Origin of the sequence: Pseudomonas sp. TMW22080, assembly GCF_022496745.1 — a bacterium.
GTDB classification, from domain to species: Bacteria; Pseudomonadota; Gammaproteobacteria; order Pseudomonadales; family Pseudomonadaceae; genus Aquipseudomonas; species Aquipseudomonas bubulae.
On sequence record NZ_SCFF01000001.1, the window covers coordinates 1 to 22,007 of the forward strand.

Here is a 22,007-nt window from a genome sequence, read left to right on the forward strand (position 1 = left end):
GCGCCGGTCAAAGTGATCACCGTACGCGCCACCGGTTTCGACCCGGTTGCTGCGCAAGGTGGTTCGGCAGCGGTTGAAGCGGTTGCAGCGGTTCACGATGCAGGCACTTCGTCGTTTGTTGGCGAAGCGCTGGCCAAATCGGACCGCCCGGAACTGACCGCTGCCAAAATCGTCGTCTCGGGCGGTCGTGGCATGCAGAACGGTGACAATTTCAAGTACCTGTATGCGCTGGCCGACAAGCTGGGCGCTGGTGTGGGTGCATCCCGTGCTGCAGTTGACGCGGGTTTTGTACCCAACGACATGCAGGTCGGCCAGACCGGCAAAATCGTTGCGCCACAGCTGTACATTGCGGTCGGTATTTCCGGCGCGATCCAGCATCTGGCCGGGATGAAAGATTCCAAGGTGATCGTTGCGATCAACAAGGACGAAGAAGCGCCGATCTTCCAGGTGGCCGATTACGGCCTGGTAGCGGACTTGTTCGAAGCGGTACCTGAGCTGGAGCAGGCGATCTAACTTCTGTAGGGGGCGGGTTCGCCCGCTCCCGCAGGAATAAAGCCATCTGCTTGCAGCACAACTTTTGCCACAATCCGTTTTGTAGTTCTATAGATGCAAGTACAAGTTCGAGTGTAGATTCCCGACGGTAATATCCCATCCTTAATTACGTTGTATCGAGGGTAAGACTATGTCGGGTAACTTCTCCAGGAATGTAATGAATACTCTTGTGGTTGCGCTTAGTTTGGCGTTTACCGGTTCTGCACTGGCCGATACGGCAGTCAATGATCCGCTGTATATAACCGGCAACTATAAATGCACAGGGTTTGACAGTCATGACGGGGCCTTCAAGGGCGACCTGAGTGTCAAAGTGAATGAGAAATCCAGCAACTTCAGCCAGAACTTCGGCGCTTATACCTTCACGCTTGAAGTGGATCTTGGAGGCGACAAGGCCACTTATTCAGGCTACGCCGCCGCCCAGGGTCAGCAATTGGCAATGTATTTTGCCAATGACAGCCAGGAGGCCGCCACGGATCGAGGCATCGGGCTTGCGACCATTACCCGTGACCAGGACAGCAAGGGGCAATACACTACCACGCTGCACAAGTCATACTATGCGCCCGACTACAATGGCGGTGGCCATGGTACGGAAACATGCATTAAAACCCCGCAAGTTTGAAATTGAAAAAGCCCCGGAGATTATCCGGGGCTTTTTTGTACGGCCCGGCTTATCAGCTGTAGCTGTTAACTTTTACCAGGGCAGGCTCGGTTTGAGCCTTTTGCCAGGTCAGGGTCAGGGTTTGCAGCACGCGCGCCATATAGTCGCTATCGGCCGCAGCCTTCTTGCCCACGTAGCCTTGGCCACGGCGGTACATTTTGAGGTGGGCGCGCATTTGTGGACGTTCCTCCTCGAATCTGGTTTCTTCCTTGCACGACGTCACGGGATCGATACGTACATCGCCGGCTTCGCTGATCCACAGGATATGGTCGTTCAGCGTGTCTTTCTGGGCGGCGAAGAGTCGAGCCAGCTCGTTAACAGTCGGTTGGTTATTCAGGTTCATGGCTAACTCCTTGACTACTCGTTGATCTGTCTAATTGATTCGCGCAACTGCACATGCAGCGCTACGTAGTGTCCATCCAAAGCAGATCTGTCTTGAGTTCGTCATATGTAGTAGTAAAACCCGGCACTACATACAGAGCGTAAAGCGAAGGAGAGCAGCGTGAACCAGGATGCCTGAGTGACATGACGCATCAGCCACAAGCTTCTTGAGGACGTTTCGCTAGCCCCTGTCGTCTTTGACGCGGACGATCAAGCCAGGTCAGCTTCATCAATTCTGCCTTGTGGGCAGTACCTATCCCGGAACAGCCCGACAGCTCGTCGAGCATGCTTGCAACAACCCTTTCCAGCGCTTCCGGTGGGGAAGACGTCTGCATAATGCTGGGGGAAAATCGAGCCGTCAATACTTATGTAGTGATTATTTTATGGCACTACATATGTGACTGGCGGGTCGATTTTCAGCATGCCGGTCATCCCCGATAAATGCCCCAACCGTAGCCGATACCCCCGTTATTTCGGCAGTTCAAGGTAGGCGAGCCCTACTCAGTTGCTGTTGCGCACCCGCCCAGGGTAATTCATCACAAATTGCACATGAGCCTTCACGCCCGTGGCCAGGGTGGCATCGTCGGCGGTGAAGTAGGGGCTGTGGTTGTTCGCGACCTTGCTCATGTCCTGCCCTTCAGGCGTAGCGCCCAAAAATACGAACAAGCCCGGGACTTTTTCGGCGTAGTAGGAGAAGTCTTCGCTGGGCGACAGGGACGCCGGCAGCAACTGCACCTTGCCTGGCGCAGCCAGTTCCAGTGCCGGGACCATGGCTGCGGTCAATTGCGGGTCGTTGCTGGTGACCGGCGCATGATTGACCAGCAGCAGGCTGGCTTCGGTCTCGTAGGCACTGGCAATGCCTTGCACCAGGGGTGGCATCTTTTTCAGCAGGGTGTCGCGCACTGCCGCGCTGTTGCTGCGGATGGTGCCGGTCATTTCCACGCTTTCGGGAATGATATTGGCTGCAGAACCGGCATTGACGGTGCCAACACTGATCACGCCCATCCCCTGGGTCAGATCAGCCCGGCGGCTGACCAGGGTTTGCAGGCCGTTGATAATGCCTGCGCTGGCTACTACCGGGTCGACGCCGCTCCAGGGGGCCGAGCCATGGGTTTGCTGGCCTTTGACGATGATGCGAAAACCGTCGCTGCTATTGAGCACGGTACCGGCCTTGTAATACAGATGACCGGTGGGGTAACCCGCCATCACATGCACGCCGAATATGGCTTCGACCTTGGGGGAGTCCAGGGCGCCGTCGCGGATCATCGCCTGGGCACCCACCAGGGTTTCGGTTTCGAATTCGTCCAGGTCTGCCGCGCCTTCTTCAGCGGGCTGGAACAGGAATACCACGGTGCCGGCGACCTGATCGCGATGCTCGGCCAGCACTCTGGCTGCACCCAGCAGCATGGCGGTGTGGGTGTCATGGCCGCAGGCGTGCATCACCGGTACGGTTTTGCCCAGGCGCACTCCCGTGGCCGTGCTGGCCCAGGGCAGGCCGGTCATTTCCTTGACCGGCAGGGCGTCCATATCGGCGCGCAGGGCCATCACCGGGCCAGGCAGGCCACCCTTGAGCACGGCCACTACACCGGTCTTGCCCACTTGGGTGCGCACCTGTAAGCCCAGGCTTTTGAGTTGCTCGGCGACCAGGGCGGCGGTCTTGAATTCCTGATTGCCCATCTCCGGGTTCTGGTGGAGGGTGTGGCGCAGGGAGATTACCTGCTCATTGACCGTCGCGACGGCGGGGTCGACCCAGCTCAGGTCAGCCGCATGGCCGGTGCTGGTCAGCGTGCTCAACAGTGCGAGGTACAAAGGGGCATGGCGAAGGCGGGGCAGCATTGAAGGTCTCTTGTTTGTTGTTTTTAGGGCGCTCAGGGTAAGCCAGTTTTTCGCACAGGCGGCGCAACCGCCGGGCTAAAAGCGTTCGATTACCGCCCATTAGCCGAGTGTCCAATTGCCCTGCCATTGCCGTCGTGCTTACTCTGGCGCAGACAACACCCATAATAATGACAACACCGAGTACCTTGCCGATGGATAGCCGCCTGCTGAGTGAACGCAGTAGCGTGTTCCGACACGCCGACCCACATGCCGTGTCCGACTATGTAAACCAGCATGTTGGCCAGCACTGCATCGGCCTTTCCAGAACCACCCGGCCGCTGGCCAGCCTCAATCACCGTAAATTCGCCGAGCTTGATCTGTGCCGCATCAGTTATGGCGGCAGTGTGCGCGTGACCTCGCCCGCACTGGAAACCATCTTTCACTTGCAGGTGCTGCTCAGCGGCAATTGCCTGTGGCGCGGCCCGAACCGCGAGCAGCACCTGGTGCCGGGGGAGTTGCTGGTGATCAATCCGGATGATCCGGTCGATTTGACTTACTCTCAGGATTGCGAAAAGTTCATCCTCAAAATACCGGCCAAATTGCTCGAATCGGTGTGCGACGATCAGCGTTGGCGGCGGCCGTCAGGCGGTGTGCGCTTTATGCGCAATCACTACCGGCTCGATGAGCTGGAGGGCTTTATCGGTTTGCTGGGCATGGTGTGCCAGGAGTCCGAGGCCAGCGATCCGCTGCTGCGGGTGCAGGAGCACTACACGCAGATTGTCGGCAGCAAGCTGTTGACCCTGATGCAGACCAATATCAGCCGTGAAAACCTGGCATCAGCCAGTGCCGGTCTTGAGCGCATACTCGATTACATCGAGCGCAATCTCAAACAGGAACTCAACGGTGAAGACCTGGCAGCACAGGCCTGTATCAGCCAGCGCTCGTTGTACAGCCTGTTTGAGCGCCAGTTGGGCGTGACGCCCTTGCAGTACATTCGCCAGCGCAAACTTGCGCGGATTCATGCCTGCCTGAACGACCCGAGCTGCACGGTACGCAGCCTCACAGAGCTGGCGCTCGATTACGGTTTTATGCACTTGGGCCGTTTTTCCGAAAGCTACCGTTTGCAGTACGGCGAGCTGCCTTCAAGCACCTTCAAGCGCCGGCACTGAGCAACGGCTTTTGTGGGAGCGGGCTTGCTCGCGATGGGATCGCTGCGGTGTCAGCGGAACACCGCGCTGCCTGGATCGCGAGCAAGCCCGCTCCCACTGAAATACCCGTCTTGCCTGCACTAACCGGATAACGATCCGCAGTAAACGGATAGTGCCCCGGACATCGACTCCCTAACCTGACCCGGCCTGGATAATAACAACGGAGGCCCTGGCCATGTCCCTGGGTATCGATTACTTGAATGCCATGCTGGAAGACGACAAAGACAAGGGTATCTACCGCTGCAAGCGTGAGATGTTCACCGACCCCGACCTCTTTGAACTCGAAATGACCCATATCTTCGAGGGCAACTGGATCTACCTCGCCCACGAGAGCCAGATCCCCAACGTCAACGACTTCCTGACCACCACCATGGGCCGCCAGCCGATTTTTATCGCGCGTAACAAGGCCGGTGAACTCAACGCCTTTCTCAACGCCTGCAGCCATCGCGGCGCCATGCTGTGCCGGCACAAAACCGGCAACCGCGCCAGCTATACCTGTCCGTTTCACGGCTGGACCTTCAACAACAGCGGCAAGCTGCTCAAGGTCAAGGATCCGGGTGCCGCCGGTTACCCCGAAGGCTTCAACTGCGAAGGCTCCCATGATTTGACCAAAGTGGCCCGCTTCGAGTCCTATCGCGGCTTTCTGTTTGGCAGCCTCAACCCCGATGTGAAATCCCTGGCCGAGCATCTGGGTGAATCCGCCAAGATCATCGACATGATCGTCGACCAGTCCGCCGATGGCCTGGAGGTGCTGCGCGGTGCCAGTTCCTATATCTACGAAGGCAACTGGAAACTGACCGCCGAAAACGGCGCCGATGGCTATCACGTCAGCTCCGTGCACTGGAACTACGCGGCCACGCAAAACCAGCGCACCCTGCGTGAAGCGGGTGAAGAAATCAAAACCATGAGCGCCGGCAGCTGGGCCAAGGGCGGCGGCGGTTTCTACTCCTTCGACCATGGCCATCTGCTGCTCTGGACTCGCTGGGCCAACCCCGAAGATCGTCCGGCCTACGAGCGCCGCGACGAACTGGCCCGTGATTTCGGCCAGGCCCGTGCCGACTGGATGATCGAGAACTCGCGCAACCTGTGCCTGTACCCCAATGTGTACCTGATGGACCAGTTCAGCTCGCAAATCCGCATTGCCCGGCCCATCTCCGTGAATCAGACCGAGATCACCATCTACTGCATCGCGCCCAAAGGCGAAAGCAGTGAGGCGCGCACCAAGCGCATCCGTCAGTACGAAGATTTCTTCAACGTCAGCGGCATGGCCACTCCGGACGATCTGGAAGAGTTCCGCTCCTGCCAGACCGGTTACGGTGCAGGTCGCGGCTGGAATGACATGTCCCGCGGGGCCGAACACTGGGTCGAAGGCGCCGATGCCGCCGCCGCAGAAATCGACCTCAAGCCGCTGTTGTCCGGGGTGCGTACCGAAGACGAAGGCCTGTTTGTGCTGCAACATAAATACTGGCAGCAAACCATGCTCAAGGCGGCTGGCGGCGAGCCCGCGCTGATCCCCGTGGAGGCTGTGCAATGAACAGCCTTTACCCCATTGTGCGGGATTTTCTGTACCGCGAAGCGCGTTACCTGGACGACGGCCAGTGGGATCAGTGGCTTGAGCTGTACGCCGCCGATGCCAGTTTCTGGATGCCGTGCTGGGATGACAACGACCGCCTTACCGAAGACCCGCAAAGCGAAATCTCGCTGATCTGGTACGGCAGCCGCGGTGGCCTGGAAGATCGCGTGTTCCGCATCAAGACCGAGCGCTCCAGCGCGACCGTGCCCGACACCCGCACTTCGCACAACCTGAGCAATATCGAGATCGTCGACCAGGCCGACGGCCTGTGCCAAGTGCGTTTTAACTGGCACACCCTCAGCTTTCGCTACAAGACCACCGACAGCTACTTCGGCACCAGCTTTTACACCCTCGACATGCGCGGCCCACAGCCGCTGATCAAGGCCAAGAAAGTCGTGCTCAAGAATGACTACGTGCGTCAGGTCATCGACATCTACCACATCTGATCAAGGCTGTGATGCGTGCCTGGGAGTGCCTGTGGGTGCCCGGGCCGGGCATTGCCTGCGAGGTACATTATGAGTTTTCAAATTGCCCTCAACTTCGAAGACGGAGTTACCCGTTTTATCGAGACCAATGGCCAGGAAACCGTCGCTGACGCCGCTTACCGCCAGGGCATCAATATCCCGCTGGACTGCCGCGACGGTGCCTGCGGTACCTGCAAGTGCTTTGCCGAAGCTGGCCGCTACGAGCTGGGCGAGGACTATATCGAAGACGCCCTCAGCGCAGAGGAGGCCGGGCAGGGCTATGTGCTGACCTGCCAGATGCGCGCCGCCAGCGACTGCGTATTGCGGGTGCCTGCTTCTTCGACCTTGTGCAAGACCCAGCAGGCCAGTTTTGATGCCGTTATCAGCAATGTGCAGCAGTTGTCCGAGAGCACCATCGCTCTGTCGATAAAGGGCGAGTCCCTGGGCAGTCTGGCGTTTTTGCCGGGCCAGTATGTCAACCTGCAGGTACCCGGCAGCGGGCAGAGCCGGGCCTATTCCTTCAGCACCCTGCAAAAGGATGGCGAGGTCAGCTTCCTGATCCGCAATGTCCCGGGCGGGCTGATGAGCAGCTTTTTGACAGGCATCGCCAAGGCTGGCGACAGCATGACCCTGGCGGGCCCTTTGGGCAGCTTTTACCTGCGTCAGATCCAGCGGCCCTTGTTGTTGCTGGCAGGTGGTACCGGGCTGGCGCCGTTCACCGCGATGCTGGAAAAAATCGCCGAGCAGGGTAGTGCCTACCCGGTTCATCTGATCTACGGCGTGAGCAACGACTTCGATCTGGTGGAGCTGGATCGCCTGCATGCCCTGAGTGAGCGCATCGCCAATTTCAGCTTCAGCGCCTGCGTGGCCAACCCGCAGAGCCAGCACCCGCTCAAGGGCTATGTGACCCAGCATATCGAGCCGGGCCACCTCAACCAGGGCGACGTCGATGTGTACCTGTGCGGCCCGCCGCCGATGGTGGAAGCGGTCAACCTGTATATCCGCGAGCAGGGCATTACCCCGGCCAATTTCTACTACGAGAAGTTTGCCGCTGCGGCCTGACACTTTGATTGGAGCTAGCCATGAACAACCGATTCCACAACAAGGTCGCGCTGGTTACCGGCGCCGCCCAGGGCATTGGCCGTCGCGTGTGCGAGCGTCTGCTGGGCGAGGGCGCGCAAGTGATTGCGGTGGACCGTTCCGAGCTGGTCTTTGAGCTGCAGGGCGAAGGCGTGCTGGCCCTGACTGCAGATCTGGAGCAATACACCGATTGTGTGCGGGTGATGGCTGCAGCGGTGAATACCTTTGGCCGCCTCGATGTGCTGGTCAACAACGTGGGCGGCACCATCTGGGCCAAACCGTTCGAGCATTACCGGGCCGAGGAAATCGAGGCCGAAGTTCGTCGCTCGCTGTTCCCCACTCTGTGGTGCTGCCATGCGGCGCTGCCCTACATGCTCGAACAGGGCAGCGGGGCGATTGTGAATGTTTCTTCAATCGCCACCCGCAGCGTCAACCGCGTTCCTTACGGCGCGGCCAAGGGCGGCGTGAATGCATTGACTGCCTGCCTGGCGTTCGAGAATGCCCAGCGCGGGATTCGTGTCAACGCCACTGCCCCTGGGGGCACTGAGGCACCACCGCGGCGGATTGCGCGCAATGAGAACGAGCAAAGCCCCGAGGAGCAAGTCTGGTACCGGCAAATCGTTGACCAGACCCTCGACAGCAGCCTGATGAAACGTTACGCCAGCCTCGATGAGCAGGTCGGCGCGATCCTGTTTCTGGCTAGCGACGAAGCCTCCTATATCACCGGCGTAACCCTGCCGGTGGGTGGCGGCGACCTCGGCTGACTTCTCTGATAAAAAAGGACAACTGCCATGAGCCAAATTCTGATTGAAAGCCTGACGACCCTGATCGTCGACCTGCCCACCATCCGCCCGCATACGCTGGCCATGCACACCATGCGCAAACAGACCCTGGTGATTGTGCGCCTGCGTTGCAGCGACGGTATCGAAGGTGTCGGTGAAGCCACTACCATCGGCGGCCTGGCCTACGGTTACGAAAGCCCGGAAAGCATCAAGGCCAATATCGATGCGCATCTGGCACCGATGCTGGTGGGCAAGCCAGCGGCCAATATCAACGCCGCCATGCACAGCCTGGACAAGATTGCCAAGGGCAATACCTTTGCCAAATCGGGTATCGAAAGCGCGTTGCTCGACGCCCAGGGCAAGCGCCTGGGGCTGGCGGTCAGCGAGTTGCTGGGCGGGCGCGTGCGCGACAGTCTGGAAGTGGCCTGGACCCTGGCCAGCGGTGACACTGCCCGTGACATTGCCGAAGCCGAGCAGATGCTCGACCTGCGACGCCACCGCATCTTCAAATTGAAGATCGGTGCCAACCCGCTGGAGCAGGACCTCAAACATGTGCTGGCGATCAAAAAGGCCCTGGGTGAGCGCGCCAGTGTGCGGGTTGACGTCAACCAGTATTGGGACGAGTCCCAGGCCATTCGTGGTTGCCAGGTGCTCGGTGACCACGGTATCGACCTGATCGAACAGCCGATTTCCCGGGCTAATCGTTCAGGGCAGGTGCGTCTGAATCTGCGCAGCCCGGCGCCGATCATGGCCGACGAATCCATCGAAAGTGTCGAGGACGCCTTCAGTCTGGCGGCGGACGGTGCGGCCAGTGTATTTGCCCTCAAGATCGCGAAAAACGGCGGGCCCCGTGCAGTGCTGCGCACTGCTCATATCGCCGAGGCCGCCGGTATCGCCCTGTATGGCGGCACCATGCTTGAAGGCTCGGTGGGCACCCTGGCCTCGGCCCATGTTTTCCTCACCCTCAAGCAACTGACCTGGGGCACCGAGCTGTTCGGGCCACTGCTGCTGACCGAAGACATCGTCACCGAGGCGCCGCAGTACCGTGATTTTGAGCTGCATATCCCGCGCACTCCAGGCCTGGGCCTGACGCTGGACGAAGAGCGCCTGGCCCGTTTTAGCCGCTGACACTCTGAAAAACCCCTGTGGCAGCGGGCTTGCTCGCGATGCAGACGACTCGGTGCATCCGCGCTGATGCTATCGCGAGCAAGCCCGCTCCCACAGCCACTTCCCCTATTTCTTCAAGGAGAGCCCCATGCTTTTCCACGTAAAAATGACCGTAAATCTGCCCCTGGACATGGACCCGACCAAGGCCGCAAAACTCAAAGCCGACGAAAAGCAACTGGCTCAACGGCTGCAGCAGGAAGGCACCTGGCGCCATCTGTGGCGCATCGCCGGGCACTACGCCAACTACAGCGTGTTCGACGTGGCCAGTGTCGAAGAACTGCATGACACCCTGCTGCAATTGCCGCTCTTTCCCTACATGGATATCGAGATTGAAGGGCTGTGCCGCCACCCGTCCTCGATCCACAGCGACGACCGCTAACGCTTTCTATCCCTTGCACAAGAACAAGATGAGGTGAGCCCCATGACCGTGAAAATTTCCCACACCGAAGTCATCCAGCGCTTCTTCAAGGAAGCCGCAGGTTTTTCCAGCGATAACGGCAACCCGCGCCTGAAAAGCATCATCCTGCGCATCTTGCAGGACAGCGCCAGAATCATCGAAGACCTGGACATCACTGAAGATGAATTCTGGAAGTCCGTGGACTATCTCAACCGCCTGGGCGGCCGCTCGGAAGCCGGGCTGCTGGTGGCCGGGCTGGGCATCGAGCATTTTATCGACCTGTTGCAGGACGCCAAGGACGAGCAGGCCGGTCAGACTGGCGGCACCCCGCGTACCATCGAAGGCCCGCTGTATGTGGCCGGTGCCCCGGTGTGCGAAGGGCTGGCGCGGATGGACGACGGCAGCGAGGAGGGCGTTGCCACCGTGATGTTCCTCGAAGGGCAGGTGTACGATCTTTCGGGCCAACCGCTGGCCGGTGCCACGGTTGATCTATGGCACGCCAACACCAAGGGTACCTACTCGTTCTTTGACCAGAGCCAGTCCGAGTACAATCTGCGCCGACGTATCATCACCGATGCCCAGGGCCGCTACCGTGCCCGCAGCATCGTGCCCTCGGGCTATGGCTGCGACCCGCAGGGACCGACCCAGGAATGCCTTGACCAACTGGGCCGTCACGGCCAGCGTCCGGCCCACGTGCACTTCTTTATCTCGGCTCCCGGTCACCGTCACCTGACCACCCAGATCAACCTGTCCGGGGACAAGTACCTGTGGGACGACTTTGCCTATGCCACCCGCGACGGCCTGGTAGGTGAAGTGCAGTTTCGCGACGACGGTGCCCGTGGTGTTGCCGGGCGTTATGCCGAGTTGAGGTTTGACTTCCAGTTGCAACAGGCCGTCGCGCCTGCTGCCGAACAGCGCAGCCATCGCCCGCGGGCCTTGCAGCAGGTTTGACAGCAGGCTGCAGCGCGGCCTGAGAACCCGTGCCGGTCTGCAAGTGTTTGCCCGGCAACAGTGGTCCGACAGACTGTTGGCAAACAGGCAGCTCTGGGAACCGTGCCACAGCGCTGCCCGCCGGCGCCACTGGCTCAAAGGGCTGCGGCATGGTCTGTGCAAAGCTCCTGGAAATACCCTTCAGGAACACTGTCATGCCTGCAGCCACCTCGCGCAAACCGCACTTTTTCCCTACACGCTTCTGGCAGGCCATGGCGCTGGCGGTGGTCAGCGTCGGGCTGGGCACACTGGCCCATGCCGACGACAACGATGTGCCTTCCCTGGCCGGCAAACGCATTGCCATCAGCATGACCGGCACCAGTCACTACTTTGATGTCAAAGCCTTCGACGCCCAGGTTGCCGAAGTCAGGCGCCTGGGCGGCACACCGATCACCCTGGATGCCGGGCGCAACGATAAAAACCTGGTGACCCAACTGCAAACCGTGGTCACCCAGAAACCCGATGCGGTGATCCAGACCCTGGGCACCCTGAGCGTGATCGATCCCTGGCTCAAGCGTATCAGCAAGGCCGGCATTCCTCTGTTTACGATTGATGCGCCGTCGCAATACAGCCTCAATAACACCACATCGGACAACGTCGCCACCGGCAAGCATCTGGCCGACCAGTTGGTAGCCGACAGTGGCGCCAAGGGCAATATTCTGGTGTTCAACGGCTTTTACGGGGTGCCGGTGTGTGCGATCCGCTATGACCAGCTCAAACTGGCGCTCAAGGATCATCCCGAGCTGAAAATCATTGATCCCGAACTGCGTGATGTGATCCCCAATACCGTGCAGGACGCCTACAGTCAGGTCAGTGCACTGCTCAACAAATACCCCAAGGGCAGCGTAACCGCGATCTGGTCTGCCTGGGATATTCCGCAATTGGGCGCGAGCAAGGCGTTGGTGGATGCCGGGCGTACGGAGATCAAGACCTATGGCGTCGATGGCACGCCCGAAGTGCTGGAGTTGCTCAAACGCAGCGACTCGCCGGTCGGTGCGGTGATAGCCCAGCAACCGGCTTTGATCGGCAAAACCGCTGTGCAAAACGTGGCGCGCTATCTGGCCGGGCAACATGACCTGCCCAGGGAAACCCAGGTGCCGACCCTGCTGACTACTGCTGCGAACCTTGAGCAGGTGCAAAAGCTGCGAGGCGATCAGTGACGTCTCCCGCCCTGCATTTGCAGGGCATCACCAAGTCTTTCGGGGCCACCCGGGCGCTGGATGGCGTTGATCTGCGCGTCGAGCAAGGCTCCATTCACGGGCTGGTCGGTGAAAACGGTGCCGGTAAATCAACCCTGATCAAAGTGCTGGCAGGTATCCATCGGGCCGACAGTGGCACCCTGGCAGTGGACGGGCAGTCTTTTGCGGTGTTGAGCCCGCGGCAGATCGAGGCGCTGGGCGTGCATTTCATTCACCAGGAACGCTTGTTGCCCGCCAGTTTTACCGTAGGTGAAGCGCTGTTCTTCGGCCGCGAACTCAGGCGCGGGCCTTTTATCCGCCGGCGTGCCCAGGACCGCGAGGCCGCACGGTTGTTGCGTGAGTATTTCGACCTGGAGTTCCCCGCCGGGGCGCTGGTCAGCGAGCTGGACAGCGCCCGGCGACAGATTCTGCAAATTACCCGGGCCTTGCTGGCCAAGCCGAAAGTCCTGGTGTTCGACGAGCCCAGCGTGTCACTGGTCAAGCGCGAGGTTGACCAGTTGCTGGCCATTATCCGCAGTCTGCGCGATCAGGGTCTGACGATTGTGTACATCTCCCATTATCTGCAAGAAATCCAAAGCCTGTGCGACCGGGTCACCGTGTTGCGCAATGGTCGTGCCGTGGCCGTGGTCGATCCACGCAGCACTTCAACCGCGCAGATTGCCCGGTTGATGGTCAATCGCGAGGTCGGCGAGATGTACCCCAAGGCCGTGGTAACGCCGGGTGAGGTGGTGCTCGAACTGAAGGGGCTCAGTGCTGGTCTGGCGTATCGCGATATCCACTTGAGCCTGCGCAAAGGTGAAGTGTTGGGGCTGACCGGGCTGGTGGGTTCTGGTGCCAAGGAACTGCTCAAGACTTTGTTTGGTCTGGTGCAGCCCGAGCAGGGCAGCGTGCATTTGCAGGGACGCCTTACGCGCCTCAAGTCGCCCCGCGATGCGGTGCGCAAAGGTATCGCGCTGGTGCCCGAAGAACGCCGCAGCCACGGGGTTGCACCACTGCTTTCGGTCATGGAAAACCTGACCCTGGCCGGGTTGTCGCGCTTTAGTCGCTGGGGGCTGTTGAGTTCTGCGGCACAGGTTCGGGAAAGCGATCGGCTGATTGCCGAACTGGGGATCAAGACCGCCGGACATGACGCCAGGGTCTCGCAGTTGAGTGGCGGCAATCAGCAAAAAGTCGCGCTGGGTAAATGGCTAGGGAAGGGCTGTGCGGTGTATCTGCTCGACGAACCCAGTGTCGGCATCGATATCGGCGCCAAGGTCGAGATCTATCGCCTGATCGGCCGCTTGGCCAAGCAAGGTGCGGCGGTGCTGGTGCTGTCTTCTGATTTACCGGAGCTGATTGGCATTAGTGACCGGATTCTGGTGATGCACCGTGGTGCGCTGGCCGGTGAATTCGATGCCCGTGAGGTCGACAGCGATCGTTTGCTGGCCTGTGCCACGGGGGCGCGGGAATTAGCCACTGTGGCCCTTGAATGCGAGCGGGAGCCTGCACATGCCTTCGTCTGAAATCCTCGTCCAACCGCTGTCCCGACGGCTTGGCTTGCTACTTCTGAGGCGCGGCTCACTGCTGGCGCTTTTGCTGATCCTGGCGGTGTTCGCCGTGAGTGCGCCAAACTTCCTCAGCCCGGGCAATATCGCCAACGTGTTTGCCCAGTCGGCGATCCTCGGCATTCTCGCCTTCGGCCTTACCTGTGTGGTGATTGGTGGTGGTTCCAATGTGGTTTCGGGTGGCCTTGACCTGTCGCTGGCGGCCAATCTGGGCCTCTGTGCAGCGGTCTACAGCAGCCTGAACAATGCGGGGCTGAACGCCGCGCAAGCAATTGGCCTGACCTTGCTCTGCGGGCTGGCGGTGGGTGCCCTGAACGGTTTTACCGTAGTGGTGCTGCGTCTGCCGCCGCTGCTCGCCACCCTGGCGAGCATGAACCTGATTGCCGGGCTGGAGCTGGTGCTGACCCAAAACAGCGTGCTGCCCACCGACTCGGCCTTGCTCGACATCCTGGCCACTGGTGAATGGCTGCGGGTACCCGTACTGGCCTGGGTGTTGCTGGGGGTTGCCTTGCTGCTGGGCTTGTTGATTCAGCACAGCCCTTATGGCTTGCGCCTGTATGCGGTGGGCGAATACCCCCAGGCGGCGCGGGCGGCCGGGCTGGGCGTAGGCCGCTATGTGTTTTCCAGCTACCTGATTGCCGGGCTGTGTGCAGCGGTTGCAGCATTTTGTTCGGCGGCATTTTTCAGCGGCAGCACCACCGGTTCCGGGGACATGCTGCTGTCGGTTGTGGCCATTGCTTTTCTCGGTGTGGTGTTCTCCCGGCGGCTGGTGGCGAATATCCCCGGCACCTTGTTGGCAACGTTGCTGCTGGGTTTCTTGATTAACGGTTTCCAACTGCTGAACATCGCCAGCTTCTGGGTCAACGGTGTGCAGGGGGTGCTGATTCTATTGGTGGTGGCCATGTCCAGTGCCTTGCGCAAAGAGGAGGGTGGACAATGACTACGCTCGCTGCAACGCCGGTATCCGCGGTGCTTATATCCCGCCTGCTGCGCGGTATTCTGCCGCTCTTGATCGTTGTGATCGTGGTTTTTTTCGCTGTGGCTGCGCCGGGATTTTTGACCCTGGGCAATTTGAGCAGCCTGCTGCTGAACAACTTCGTGCTGTTGGCGATTGTTGCCATTGGCATGACCTGGGCTGTGGCGGCAGGGGGGATCGACCTGTCGGTGGGCACCGCGGCGGATTTCGCCAGCCTGGCTTTTGTCGTGCTGCTAAATGGCGGTCATGGCCTGCCCGTTGCCATCCCCGGCGCCCTGCTGGCCGGGGCGCTGGTGGGGGGCTTTAATGCGGGGCTGATCGCGGGTCTTGGCATCACGCCATTTCTGGCGACACTGGGCACCTTGTTTATCGGCACCAGTGTTCAGCAGTTGCTGTCCGAGGGTGGGCAGCCGATCTATATCGCGCAGAACCTGTTGCCGGGGCTTAGCGCGATGTCATGGTTGGGTGTGCCCTTGCCTTTGTGGCTGGTGCTGGGTGTGGCGACGGTATACGGGGTGATTCTGGCCCGAGGGCGGTTGGGGCGAGAAATTCTCGCGGTTGGCACTCAGGTGCAACTGGCGCGATATTCGGGCCTGTCGATCCGCCAGATCAGCCTCAAGGTGTTTATTGCCAGCGCGCTGGCCTGTGCCGTGGCCGGGGTTGTGCTCAGTTCCACGGTCAATGCTTATGTACCGATGTCGGGCAATGCGTTTTTGATCAATGCCATCGGTGCAGTGTTTATGGGCACTACCTTGAGTCGCAACGGACGCGCCAACATCCCCGGCACGTTGCTGGGGGTGTTGTTTATCAATGTGATTGCCAATGGGTTGCTGTTGATCGGCTGGAATTTCTATTGGCAACAGGTGGCGACCGGGGCGCTGATTTTGCTGGTGCTGGCGTTCAGTTTTGGCAGTCGGCGATTGCAGGCGCAGCAGTAAGCCTGAAGGGGCTGGTTTGCCTGCGGTGGCAGCCCTGTGCTGGTGCGAATGCCCCGCGCTGTCTGCATCGCGAGGCCCGCGGCCACACCGCTGTCTAGCCTGCTTTGAGGCTATTGCCGATCTGCCAAACATACAGCGGCGCAGTACCGTTAACCGCCCAGTCCCCGACAATCCGCGCCTTGTAGATCCACGGGTTGTGGGAGGCCGCAGTGCGAGCATTGCGCCAATGGCGATCCAGCGCCTTGCTGACGCTGACCCCGGAGGCTCCCAGCGCATTGAACAGATCGCTGGTGGCCCGCAGAATCAATTCCGACACCACTACCTGGGCTTTGGAAGTCTCGATTTCGGCGTCGATATTGGCCAGGCGCTCGGCCTCAATGTCCTCGGCCAGGCGTGCGACATAGGCCCTCTGCAGCGGTTCGGCCGAGCGTAGGGTCAGCGCCTCGGCTGCGTAGACCTGAGCCGATATCTGCCCGACCACTTGCAGGATTTGCGCATCGCCACTGGCGGTCTCGGCATTGCCGTGGCTGAACACCCGCTTGCGTTCACGCACTTCTTGCGCAATATCGCGCTCCACCGCACGACCAATACCCGCGAGTACGGCCAGCAGCACCAGTTGGTAAAAAGCGGTCTGGTATTTGAAACGTGTTTCGAAGGGGATTACGTGTTCGGCGCTCAGCGGCACGTCAACATACACCGAGGTGCCGCTGCCCGTGGTGCGCTGGCCAAAGCCGTCCCAGTCATCGCTCTGGGTGACGCCGGGGTGATGGGCATGCACCAGGGCAATCACATCGGCGCCGTTGTCCGAACGCTGGGCATAGACATCTATCCAGTCGGCAAAGAGGCTGCCGGTACTGTAGTACTTGGCGCCGTTGAGGAGGTACTTGTCGCCGTGGGGGGTGATCCTGGTGAGGATTTCCCCCAGTTTTACCGCGCCCACTTCAGTCCAGCCATTGCCCACCAGCTCGCCCGCCACAAAACGTGCGAACCATGCCCCGCGTTCCGGGCTTGGCGAAGCGTTGAGACGGTCTTCGACAAAGGCAAAATGGCCGCGCAGGGCTTGCGGGATATTGGAGTCGGCCTCGGCCAGCTCGATCAGTAACTGGAACAATTGGCCGATGGACGCTCCGGAGCCGCCGTATTCAATCGGCACCCGCACTGCGCCAAAACCTGCCTGCTTGAGCCAGCGGATAGGTTCATGGGGCAACTCGCGGGCCTGTTCGCGTTCAAGCGTGCCGGCGGCGATTTTGCGAAACAGCGGGCGAAAACGATTGGCCAGGGTCTCGTAGTCGGTGCCCACGGACAGAGGTGATGCGGTCATGGCAGTTCTCCTGAAATGGAAGGTTCCTGTCGTGGGGGGTTGCAGGGTTTGTGCCGCAGGCGACGAGCCCGCAAAACCGGGAGTCAGGCCTTGGCAACTGACTGCTGAGCAACAGTTAACAATCAGGTTGTACGCAAATCGCACAGCAATGAGCACCAAGAATCCTTGCGCGGGCAAGCAGGCTCGTACTCGCAAGGCTGGGGCATGTCCGGCACGGCCTGTGCAATAGCGCTTTCAAAAGCCTTGCTGTGGAGTAATTAGATGTCCCGTGAAATCCGTCTCAATGCCTTCGATATGAACTGTGTCGGTCATCAATCCCCGGGCTTGTGGGCCCACCCCCGTGATCGCTCGTGGCAGTACAAGGACCTTGAATACTGGACAGACCTGGCCAGGATCCTTGAGCGTGGCAAGTTCGACGGACTGTTTATCGCCGATGTGCTGGGAATCTATGACGTGTATCGCGGCAATGGCGATGCGGCGATCCGCCAGGGCGTGCAGGTGCCGGTCAATGACCCGCTGCAACTGATCCCGCCGATGGCGCTGGTGACCGAGCACCTGGGGTTTGGCCTGACCGCCTCATTGTCGTTTGAGCATCCGTACCCGTTCGCCCGTCGGCTGTCGACCCTTGACCATCTGACCAAAGGCCGTGCAGGGTGGAATATTGTCACTTCGTATCTGGAAAGCGGCGCCAGGAACATCGGGCAGCAAGCGCTGACCGAGCACGATGCGCGCTATGACTATGCTCAGGAATATCTGGAAGTTTGCTACAAGCTCTGGGAAGGCAGCTGGGAAGAGGGCGCCATCCTGCGCGACCGCGAGCGACGGGTGTTCAGCGACCCGAGCAAAATTCATGAAATCCACCACTACGGCAAACATTTCCAGGTGCCGGGCATTCACCTCTGTGAACCCTCGCCGCAGCGCACTCCGGTGCTCTATCAGGCAGGGGCGTCCGGCCGGGGCAAGCAGTTTGCCGCCGAGCAGGCCGAGTGCGTGTTTGTCGCGGCGCCGTCCAAGTTGCTGTTGAAAAAAACCGTCGCCGATATCCGCCGCCGTGCGGCCGAAGCCGGACGAGACCCTGCCAAAATCCTGATTTTCAATCTGCAGACAGTGATCCTCGGCGAGACCGATGCCCTGGCCAAGGCCAAGTTCGAAGAATACAAAAGCTACGTCAGCTACGAAGGCGCAATGGCCCTGATCAGCGGCTGGACCGGCATTGATTTCAGTCAGTTCAAGCCTGACGAGCCGCTCAAACATGTGCACACCAATGCCATTCAGTCGGCGGTCGAGACCTTTTCCACGGCGGACCCCAACACTGTCTGGACCCCCAATGCCCTGGCCGACTGGGTGGGCATCGGCGGCTTTGGCCCGCTGTTTGTCGGCAGCCCGGAAACCGTGGCTGACCTGCTCGAAGAATGGGTGGCCGAGACCGATGTGGACGGTTTCAACCTGGCTTACGCCATCACCCACGAGACCTTTATCGATGCCGTCGAGCTGTTGGTGCCGGAACTGCAAAAGCGCGGCGTGTACAAGAAGGACTACGCGCCGGGCACCCTGCGCGAGAAGCTGTTTGGCGAAGGTCCGCGTCTGGCACACGGGCATCCGGGGGCGGGCTACCGCAACCTGGGCGAACTCAACCGCAGCCGCGCAACAGAGCCTGCTTGAAACCAGGGGCTGGACACAGGCAGGGTCAGTGACTGACTCTGCGTTCAGCGCTCAATAAATCCAGGAACGAGTGAATGACCTCAAGTGATGTGCCAAGCGGACAGGCAACCCCTGCCATCCGCACGGCCGATATTCTGATTGTTGGCGGTGGCCTGAGCGGTACCTTGCTGGCCATGCAACTGCTGCGCTTGCCGGGTGCCCGGCATATCGTGGTGCTGGAACCCCGGGCCGAACTGGGCCGGGGCGAGGCCTACAGCGCCACCGAGCTGGGCCATACCCTTAACGGCAATGCCGCGCGCATGAGCGTCGAACCGGATGATGCCGACGACCTGACCCGCTGGCTGCAGGCTCATATCGCCGGGGGTGGCTGGCCCGAGTCCGGGGTGCAGCAGGTGCCGGTTGCCGAGCTGTTCCCGCCGCGAGGGCTGTTTGGTGTGTATGCCCGCCAGCGTTTGGCCGAAGCACAGGCCATCGGCGCAGCGCAGGGCTCAAGCCTGAGCCATGTGCGTGATGAAGTGATCGATCTGCAAACCCCGGGGCAGGGTGTTATCGCCACACTCAAGGACGGTAGCCAGTGGCAGGCCGGTGTTGCGGTCCTGGCCACCGGCATGTTCCCGGCGGCCCGCACGGCGCAGCGCCAGTCCAGTGGCCTCAACGCGGCAGCGCTGGACCCTTGGGATGTCCAGGCTTTGCGTGCGCTGCCGGTGGATGCCCGGGTACTGATTATCGGCTCGGGGCTGACCATGGTGGATGCCCTTGAGTCCCTGAACCAGGCGGGACACCGAGGGCCGATCGAGGTTTTTTCCCGGCATGGTCTGTTGCCCCATGTGCGACGCCAGCCACCGGTATGGGAAGATTTTCTCAGCCTGGCCCCGGACCTTCGCAGTCCTTTGCAGCTGCTGCGTGAACTGCGCCGCCAATGTGCCCTGGCCCAGTCCCTCGGGATCGACTGGCAGGCACCGCTGGACACCGTGCGGGTGCATATCGCCAGGCTCTGGAGTCAGGCCGATGATACCCAGCGCCGTCAGTTTGTACGCCATGTGCGGCCCTGGTGGGAGAGCCATCATCACCGTTCGCCGCCTCAGGGTGATGCCTTGTTGCAGCGTCTGCTCGAGGAAGGGCGGCTGACCATCCATGCGGCGTCGCTGCAAGGGGTTGATAGCTCAGGGCCACGGATCCGGCTGCGTTATCGCGGGCAATCCGAAGCGGTATGGATTGAGGGTGATGGCCTGATCAACTCCACCGGCATCGAGTACGACTGGCGCCGGGTGGATAAACCCTTGCCACGCCAGCTGTTGCAGCGCGGGTTGATACGGCCCGGCAATCTGGGGCTGGGCATTGCCGCCGATGCGGGCGGGGCGGTTTTGAATGCGCAGGCCGAGCCCGCACAGCGGTTGTTTGCGATGGGCCCGCCATTGCGCGGCATGTGGTGGGAAAGTACCGCGGTAACCGATGTTGCCTTGCAGGCCAAGGCATTGGCTGAGCGATTGGCGTCGCTGTAATACCCCCCCCGACCCTCTCCCGCAGTCAGGGGGTTGGGGGGGCTTTTGTTTGAAATGACTTAATTGCCCTCAAAGCGAGCCGCCCGTTTTTCGATAAACGCCTGCATGCCTTCTTTTTGATCCCTGGAGGCAAACAGCAGTGCATTGGCTTTGCGCTCCAGCGCCAGGCCCGTTTCCAGTGGCCCGTCAACCCCGGCCAAAATCACTTCTTTGATCTGTTCTGCTGCCAGCGGCGGCATGGCGGCGATCAGCTGCGCCATCTCCAGGGCATAGGCCTGGACCTCGGCATCGTCCACAACGTTGCTCACCAGTCCCGAAATCCAGGCCTCTTCAGCGGTAATCGGCTGCCCGGTCAGGGCCATGCGCATCGCCTTGGCCTTGCCGACCGCCCGCACCAGCCGTTGAGTGCCGCCGATACCCGGCATGATGCCGATGCGAATTTCCGGCTGGCAAAATTTGGCGCTGCGCCCGGCCACGATGATGTCCGCCAGCATCGCCAGTTCGCAGCCACCGCCATAGGCATAGCCGCACACCGCCGCAATCACCGGCTTGGGGCAATGCTGGATGGGTGCCCACAGCCGTTCGGTATGACGCTGGTAAATATCGATCGGGCCGACTCCGGCCATGCTGTTGATATCGCCACCGGCGGCAAACACTTTGTCGCCACCGGTCAACAGGATGCAGCGCACGTTCGGGTTCTCGGCCAGCTCGGTGAAGTGACGCGACAGCAGCGCTTGCAGCTCAAGGCTCAGGGCGTTGGTGGCCTGGGGGCGGTTCAGACGCAGCAGGGCCACGCCCGGGCTCGGGAATTCAAGTAGTACCGGCGCGGCAGATGGATCTGTCATGGGGTTCCTCATTGACGGGGGCTGTCACCACAGCATGCGCTGGATTGTTGCGTTCACCCGGTCGTGATTCATCGTCCGTTCAGACGACGAGCAGCCCCCGGATTGCCCCTAGAGTGGCTCCATCAGTAGAAAAGGAGCATGTCATGGGTCAACTCTCAGGGCTGGATTACAGCGCCAAGGTGGTGCTGGTCACCGGCGGCACCAAAGGCATCGGCGCCGGAATCGCCCGCAGCTTTCTGCAAGCCGGGGCACGGGTGATCGTGTGTGGCAGGACAACCCCCGAGGTGTTGCCGCGGGCGGGGTCGGCACAGGCGGTGTTCATGGCCTGCGATGTGCGCGACCCGGACTCGCTCCAGGCACTGTTCGAAGGCATTCGCGCCGATTTCGGCTGCCTCGATGTGCTCATCAACAATGCCGGCGGCAGCCCGCCGGCCGATGCGGCCAGCGTCTCGCCGCGTTTTCACGAAAGCATTATCCGTCTCAACCTGATCGCCCCGCTGAACGTTGCCCAGCAGGCCAATGCCCTGATGCAGCAACAGGACGAGGGTGGTTGCATCGTGTTTATCGGCAGTATCAGTGCCTTGCGCGCATCGCCGGGCACCGCCGCGTATGGCGCGGCGAAGGCCGGGGTGCTGGCTTTGGTGCAGTCGTTGGCCGTGGAGTGGGCACCCAGGGTGCGGGTAGTGGCGGTCAGTCCGGGGCTGGTACGCACCGAGCAGGCCCATCTGCATTTTGGCGACGAACAAGGCATCGCGGCGGTCAGCGCCGGGATCCCGGCCGGGCGCATGGCGCTGCCCGAAGACATCGGCAACGCCTGCCTGTTTATCGCATCACCCCTGGCCGGCTATGCCAGCGGCTGCAACCTGTTGTTGCACGGCGGCGGCGAACGCCCGGCTTTTTTGAGCGCTGCGCACTGACGACCTTCAGCGGCGACCACCCGGTTGCTGCACTTG

At 60.8% G+C, this 22,007-nt stretch carries 21 protein-coding genes; 17 read left to right on the forward strand and 4 right to left on the reverse strand.

All coding sequences use genetic code 11. The features are described 5' to 3' along the window. Both EQV96_RS00005 and EQV96_RS00010 read left to right on the forward strand, forming a co-directional pair. Positions 1-513: FAD-binding protein (locus tag EQV96_RS00005; RefSeq protein ID WP_218723395.1), on the forward strand; the 513-nt coding region annotated here is incomplete at its 5' end. Between the two features lie 196 nt (positions 514-709). Then, the gene (locus tag EQV96_RS00010) at positions 710-1,171 is read left to right on the forward strand and encodes a hypothetical protein (protein WP_095018427.1); all 462 of its coding nucleotides are present in this window, start codon (positions 710-712) and stop codon (positions 1,169-1,171) included. A 52-nt stretch (positions 1,172-1,223) separates the two neighbouring features. On the opposite strand, the gene EQV96_RS00015 is transcribed toward EQV96_RS00010, so the two are convergent. After that, the gene (locus EQV96_RS00015; protein ID WP_094999986.1) at positions 1,224-1,553 is read right to left on the reverse strand and encodes a hypothetical protein; all 330 of its coding nucleotides are present in this window, start codon (positions 1,551-1,553) and stop codon (positions 1,224-1,226) included. A 539-nt stretch (positions 1,554-2,092) separates the two neighbouring features. Beyond that, a complete protein-coding gene (locus EQV96_RS00020; protein ID WP_095018428.1) occupies positions 2,093-3,427 on the reverse strand; it encodes an amidohydrolase in 1,335 nt (444 codons plus the stop codon). A gap of 191 nt (positions 3,428-3,618) precedes the next feature. Between EQV96_RS00020 and EQV96_RS00025 the strand changes: the two genes are divergently transcribed. From EQV96_RS00025 to EQV96_RS00080, 12 genes are all read left to right on the forward strand, one after another. Next, the gene (locus EQV96_RS00025) at positions 3,619-4,575 is read left to right on the forward strand and encodes an AraC family transcriptional regulator (protein ID WP_095023288.1); all 957 of its coding nucleotides are present in this window, start codon (positions 3,619-3,621) and stop codon (positions 4,573-4,575) included. 214 nt (positions 4,576-4,789) lie between these two features. Then, positions 4,790-6,148: a benzoate 1,2-dioxygenase large subunit gene (gene benA / locus EQV96_RS00030; RefSeq protein WP_094999989.1), complete on the forward strand. Its 1,359-nt coding sequence runs from the start codon at positions 4,790-4,792 to the stop codon at positions 6,146-6,148. After that, on the forward strand, positions 6,145-6,633 hold the full coding sequence (gene benB / locus EQV96_RS00035) for a benzoate 1,2-dioxygenase small subunit (protein ID WP_094999990.1): 489 nt from the start codon (positions 6,145-6,147) through the stop codon (positions 6,631-6,633). The genes benA and benB overlap by 4 nt, the downstream gene beginning before the upstream one ends. Before the next feature lie 69 nt (positions 6,634-6,702). Further along, positions 6,703-7,713 (forward strand): benzoate 1,2-dioxygenase electron transfer component BenC, encoded by a 1,011-nt coding sequence (gene benC / locus EQV96_RS00040; RefSeq protein ID WP_094999991.1) that lies wholly within the window; start codon positions 6,703-6,705, stop codon positions 7,711-7,713. Positions 7,714-7,733: 20 nt separating this feature from the next. After that, the gene (locus tag EQV96_RS00045; RefSeq protein WP_095018430.1) at positions 7,734-8,495 is read left to right on the forward strand and encodes a 1,6-dihydroxycyclohexa-2,4-diene-1-carboxylate dehydrogenase; all 762 of its coding nucleotides are present in this window, start codon (positions 7,734-7,736) and stop codon (positions 8,493-8,495) included. Positions 8,496-8,522: 27 nt separating this feature from the next. After that, positions 8,523-9,641 (forward strand): muconate cycloisomerase family protein, encoded by a 1,119-nt coding sequence (locus EQV96_RS00050; protein ID WP_095018431.1) that lies wholly within the window; start codon positions 8,523-8,525, stop codon positions 9,639-9,641. Positions 9,642-9,768: 127 nt separating this feature from the next. Further along, positions 9,769-10,059, forward strand: coding sequence for a muconolactone Delta-isomerase (catC, locus tag EQV96_RS00055; protein ID WP_094999994.1), 291 nt, complete (start codon positions 9,769-9,771; stop codon positions 10,057-10,059). 42 nt (positions 10,060-10,101) lie between these two features. Continuing rightward, positions 10,102-11,028: a catechol 1,2-dioxygenase gene (gene catA, locus EQV96_RS00060; protein WP_240880984.1), complete on the forward strand. Its 927-nt coding sequence runs from the start codon at positions 10,102-10,104 to the stop codon at positions 11,026-11,028. A gap of 251 nt (positions 11,029-11,279) precedes the next feature. Further along, the gene (locus EQV96_RS00065; protein WP_238705493.1) at positions 11,280-12,227 is read left to right on the forward strand and encodes a sugar ABC transporter substrate-binding protein; all 948 of its coding nucleotides are present in this window, start codon (positions 11,280-11,282) and stop codon (positions 12,225-12,227) included. Then, a complete protein-coding gene (locus EQV96_RS00070) occupies positions 12,224-13,768 on the forward strand; it encodes a sugar ABC transporter ATP-binding protein (RefSeq protein WP_240880986.1) in 1,545 nt (514 codons plus the stop codon). Before EQV96_RS00065 ends, EQV96_RS00070 begins: the two co-directional genes overlap by 4 nt. Beyond that, positions 13,755-14,750, forward strand: a complete 996-nt coding sequence (locus tag EQV96_RS00075) for an ABC transporter permease (RefSeq protein WP_095026157.1) — start codon at positions 13,755-13,757, stop codon at positions 14,748-14,750. Before EQV96_RS00070 ends, EQV96_RS00075 begins: the two co-directional genes overlap by 14 nt. After that, entirely contained in the window at positions 14,747-15,724 is a 978-nt protein-coding gene (locus EQV96_RS00080; protein ID WP_240880987.1) for an ABC transporter permease, read from the forward strand. The genes EQV96_RS00075 and EQV96_RS00080 overlap by 4 nt, the downstream gene beginning before the upstream one ends. 94 nt (positions 15,725-15,818) lie before the next feature. On the opposite strand, the gene EQV96_RS00085 is transcribed toward EQV96_RS00080, so the two are convergent. Further along, entirely contained in the window at positions 15,819-17,045 is a 1,227-nt protein-coding gene (locus EQV96_RS00085; RefSeq protein ID WP_095018437.1) for an acyl-CoA dehydrogenase family protein, read from the reverse strand. 261 nt (positions 17,046-17,306) lie between these two features. On the opposite strand from EQV96_RS00085, the gene EQV96_RS00090 reads away from it, so the two are divergent. Together EQV96_RS00090 and EQV96_RS00095 are read left to right on the forward strand one after the other, a co-directional pair. Beyond that, positions 17,307-18,707, forward strand: coding sequence for an LLM class flavin-dependent oxidoreductase (locus EQV96_RS00090; RefSeq protein WP_240880989.1), 1,401 nt, complete (start codon positions 17,307-17,309; stop codon positions 18,705-18,707). A 74-nt stretch (positions 18,708-18,781) separates the two neighbouring features. Beyond that, complete coding sequence (locus EQV96_RS00095; protein WP_095000002.1) at positions 18,782-20,209, forward strand: FAD/NAD(P)-binding protein; 1,428 nt, start codon at positions 18,782-18,784, stop codon at positions 20,207-20,209. A gap of 59 nt (positions 20,210-20,268) precedes the next feature. Here EQV96_RS00095 and EQV96_RS00100 read toward each other — a convergent pair whose 3' ends face one another. Further along, positions 20,269-21,054: an enoyl-CoA hydratase gene (locus EQV96_RS00100; RefSeq protein ID WP_169917220.1), complete on the reverse strand. Its 786-nt coding sequence runs from the start codon at positions 21,052-21,054 to the stop codon at positions 20,269-20,271. Between the two features lie 143 nt (positions 21,055-21,197). Between EQV96_RS00100 and EQV96_RS00105 the strand changes: the two genes are divergently transcribed. Next, positions 21,198-21,971, forward strand: a complete 774-nt coding sequence (locus EQV96_RS00105) for an SDR family oxidoreductase (protein ID WP_240880991.1) — start codon at positions 21,198-21,200, stop codon at positions 21,969-21,971. Positions 21,972-22,007: the final 36 nt, after the last annotated feature.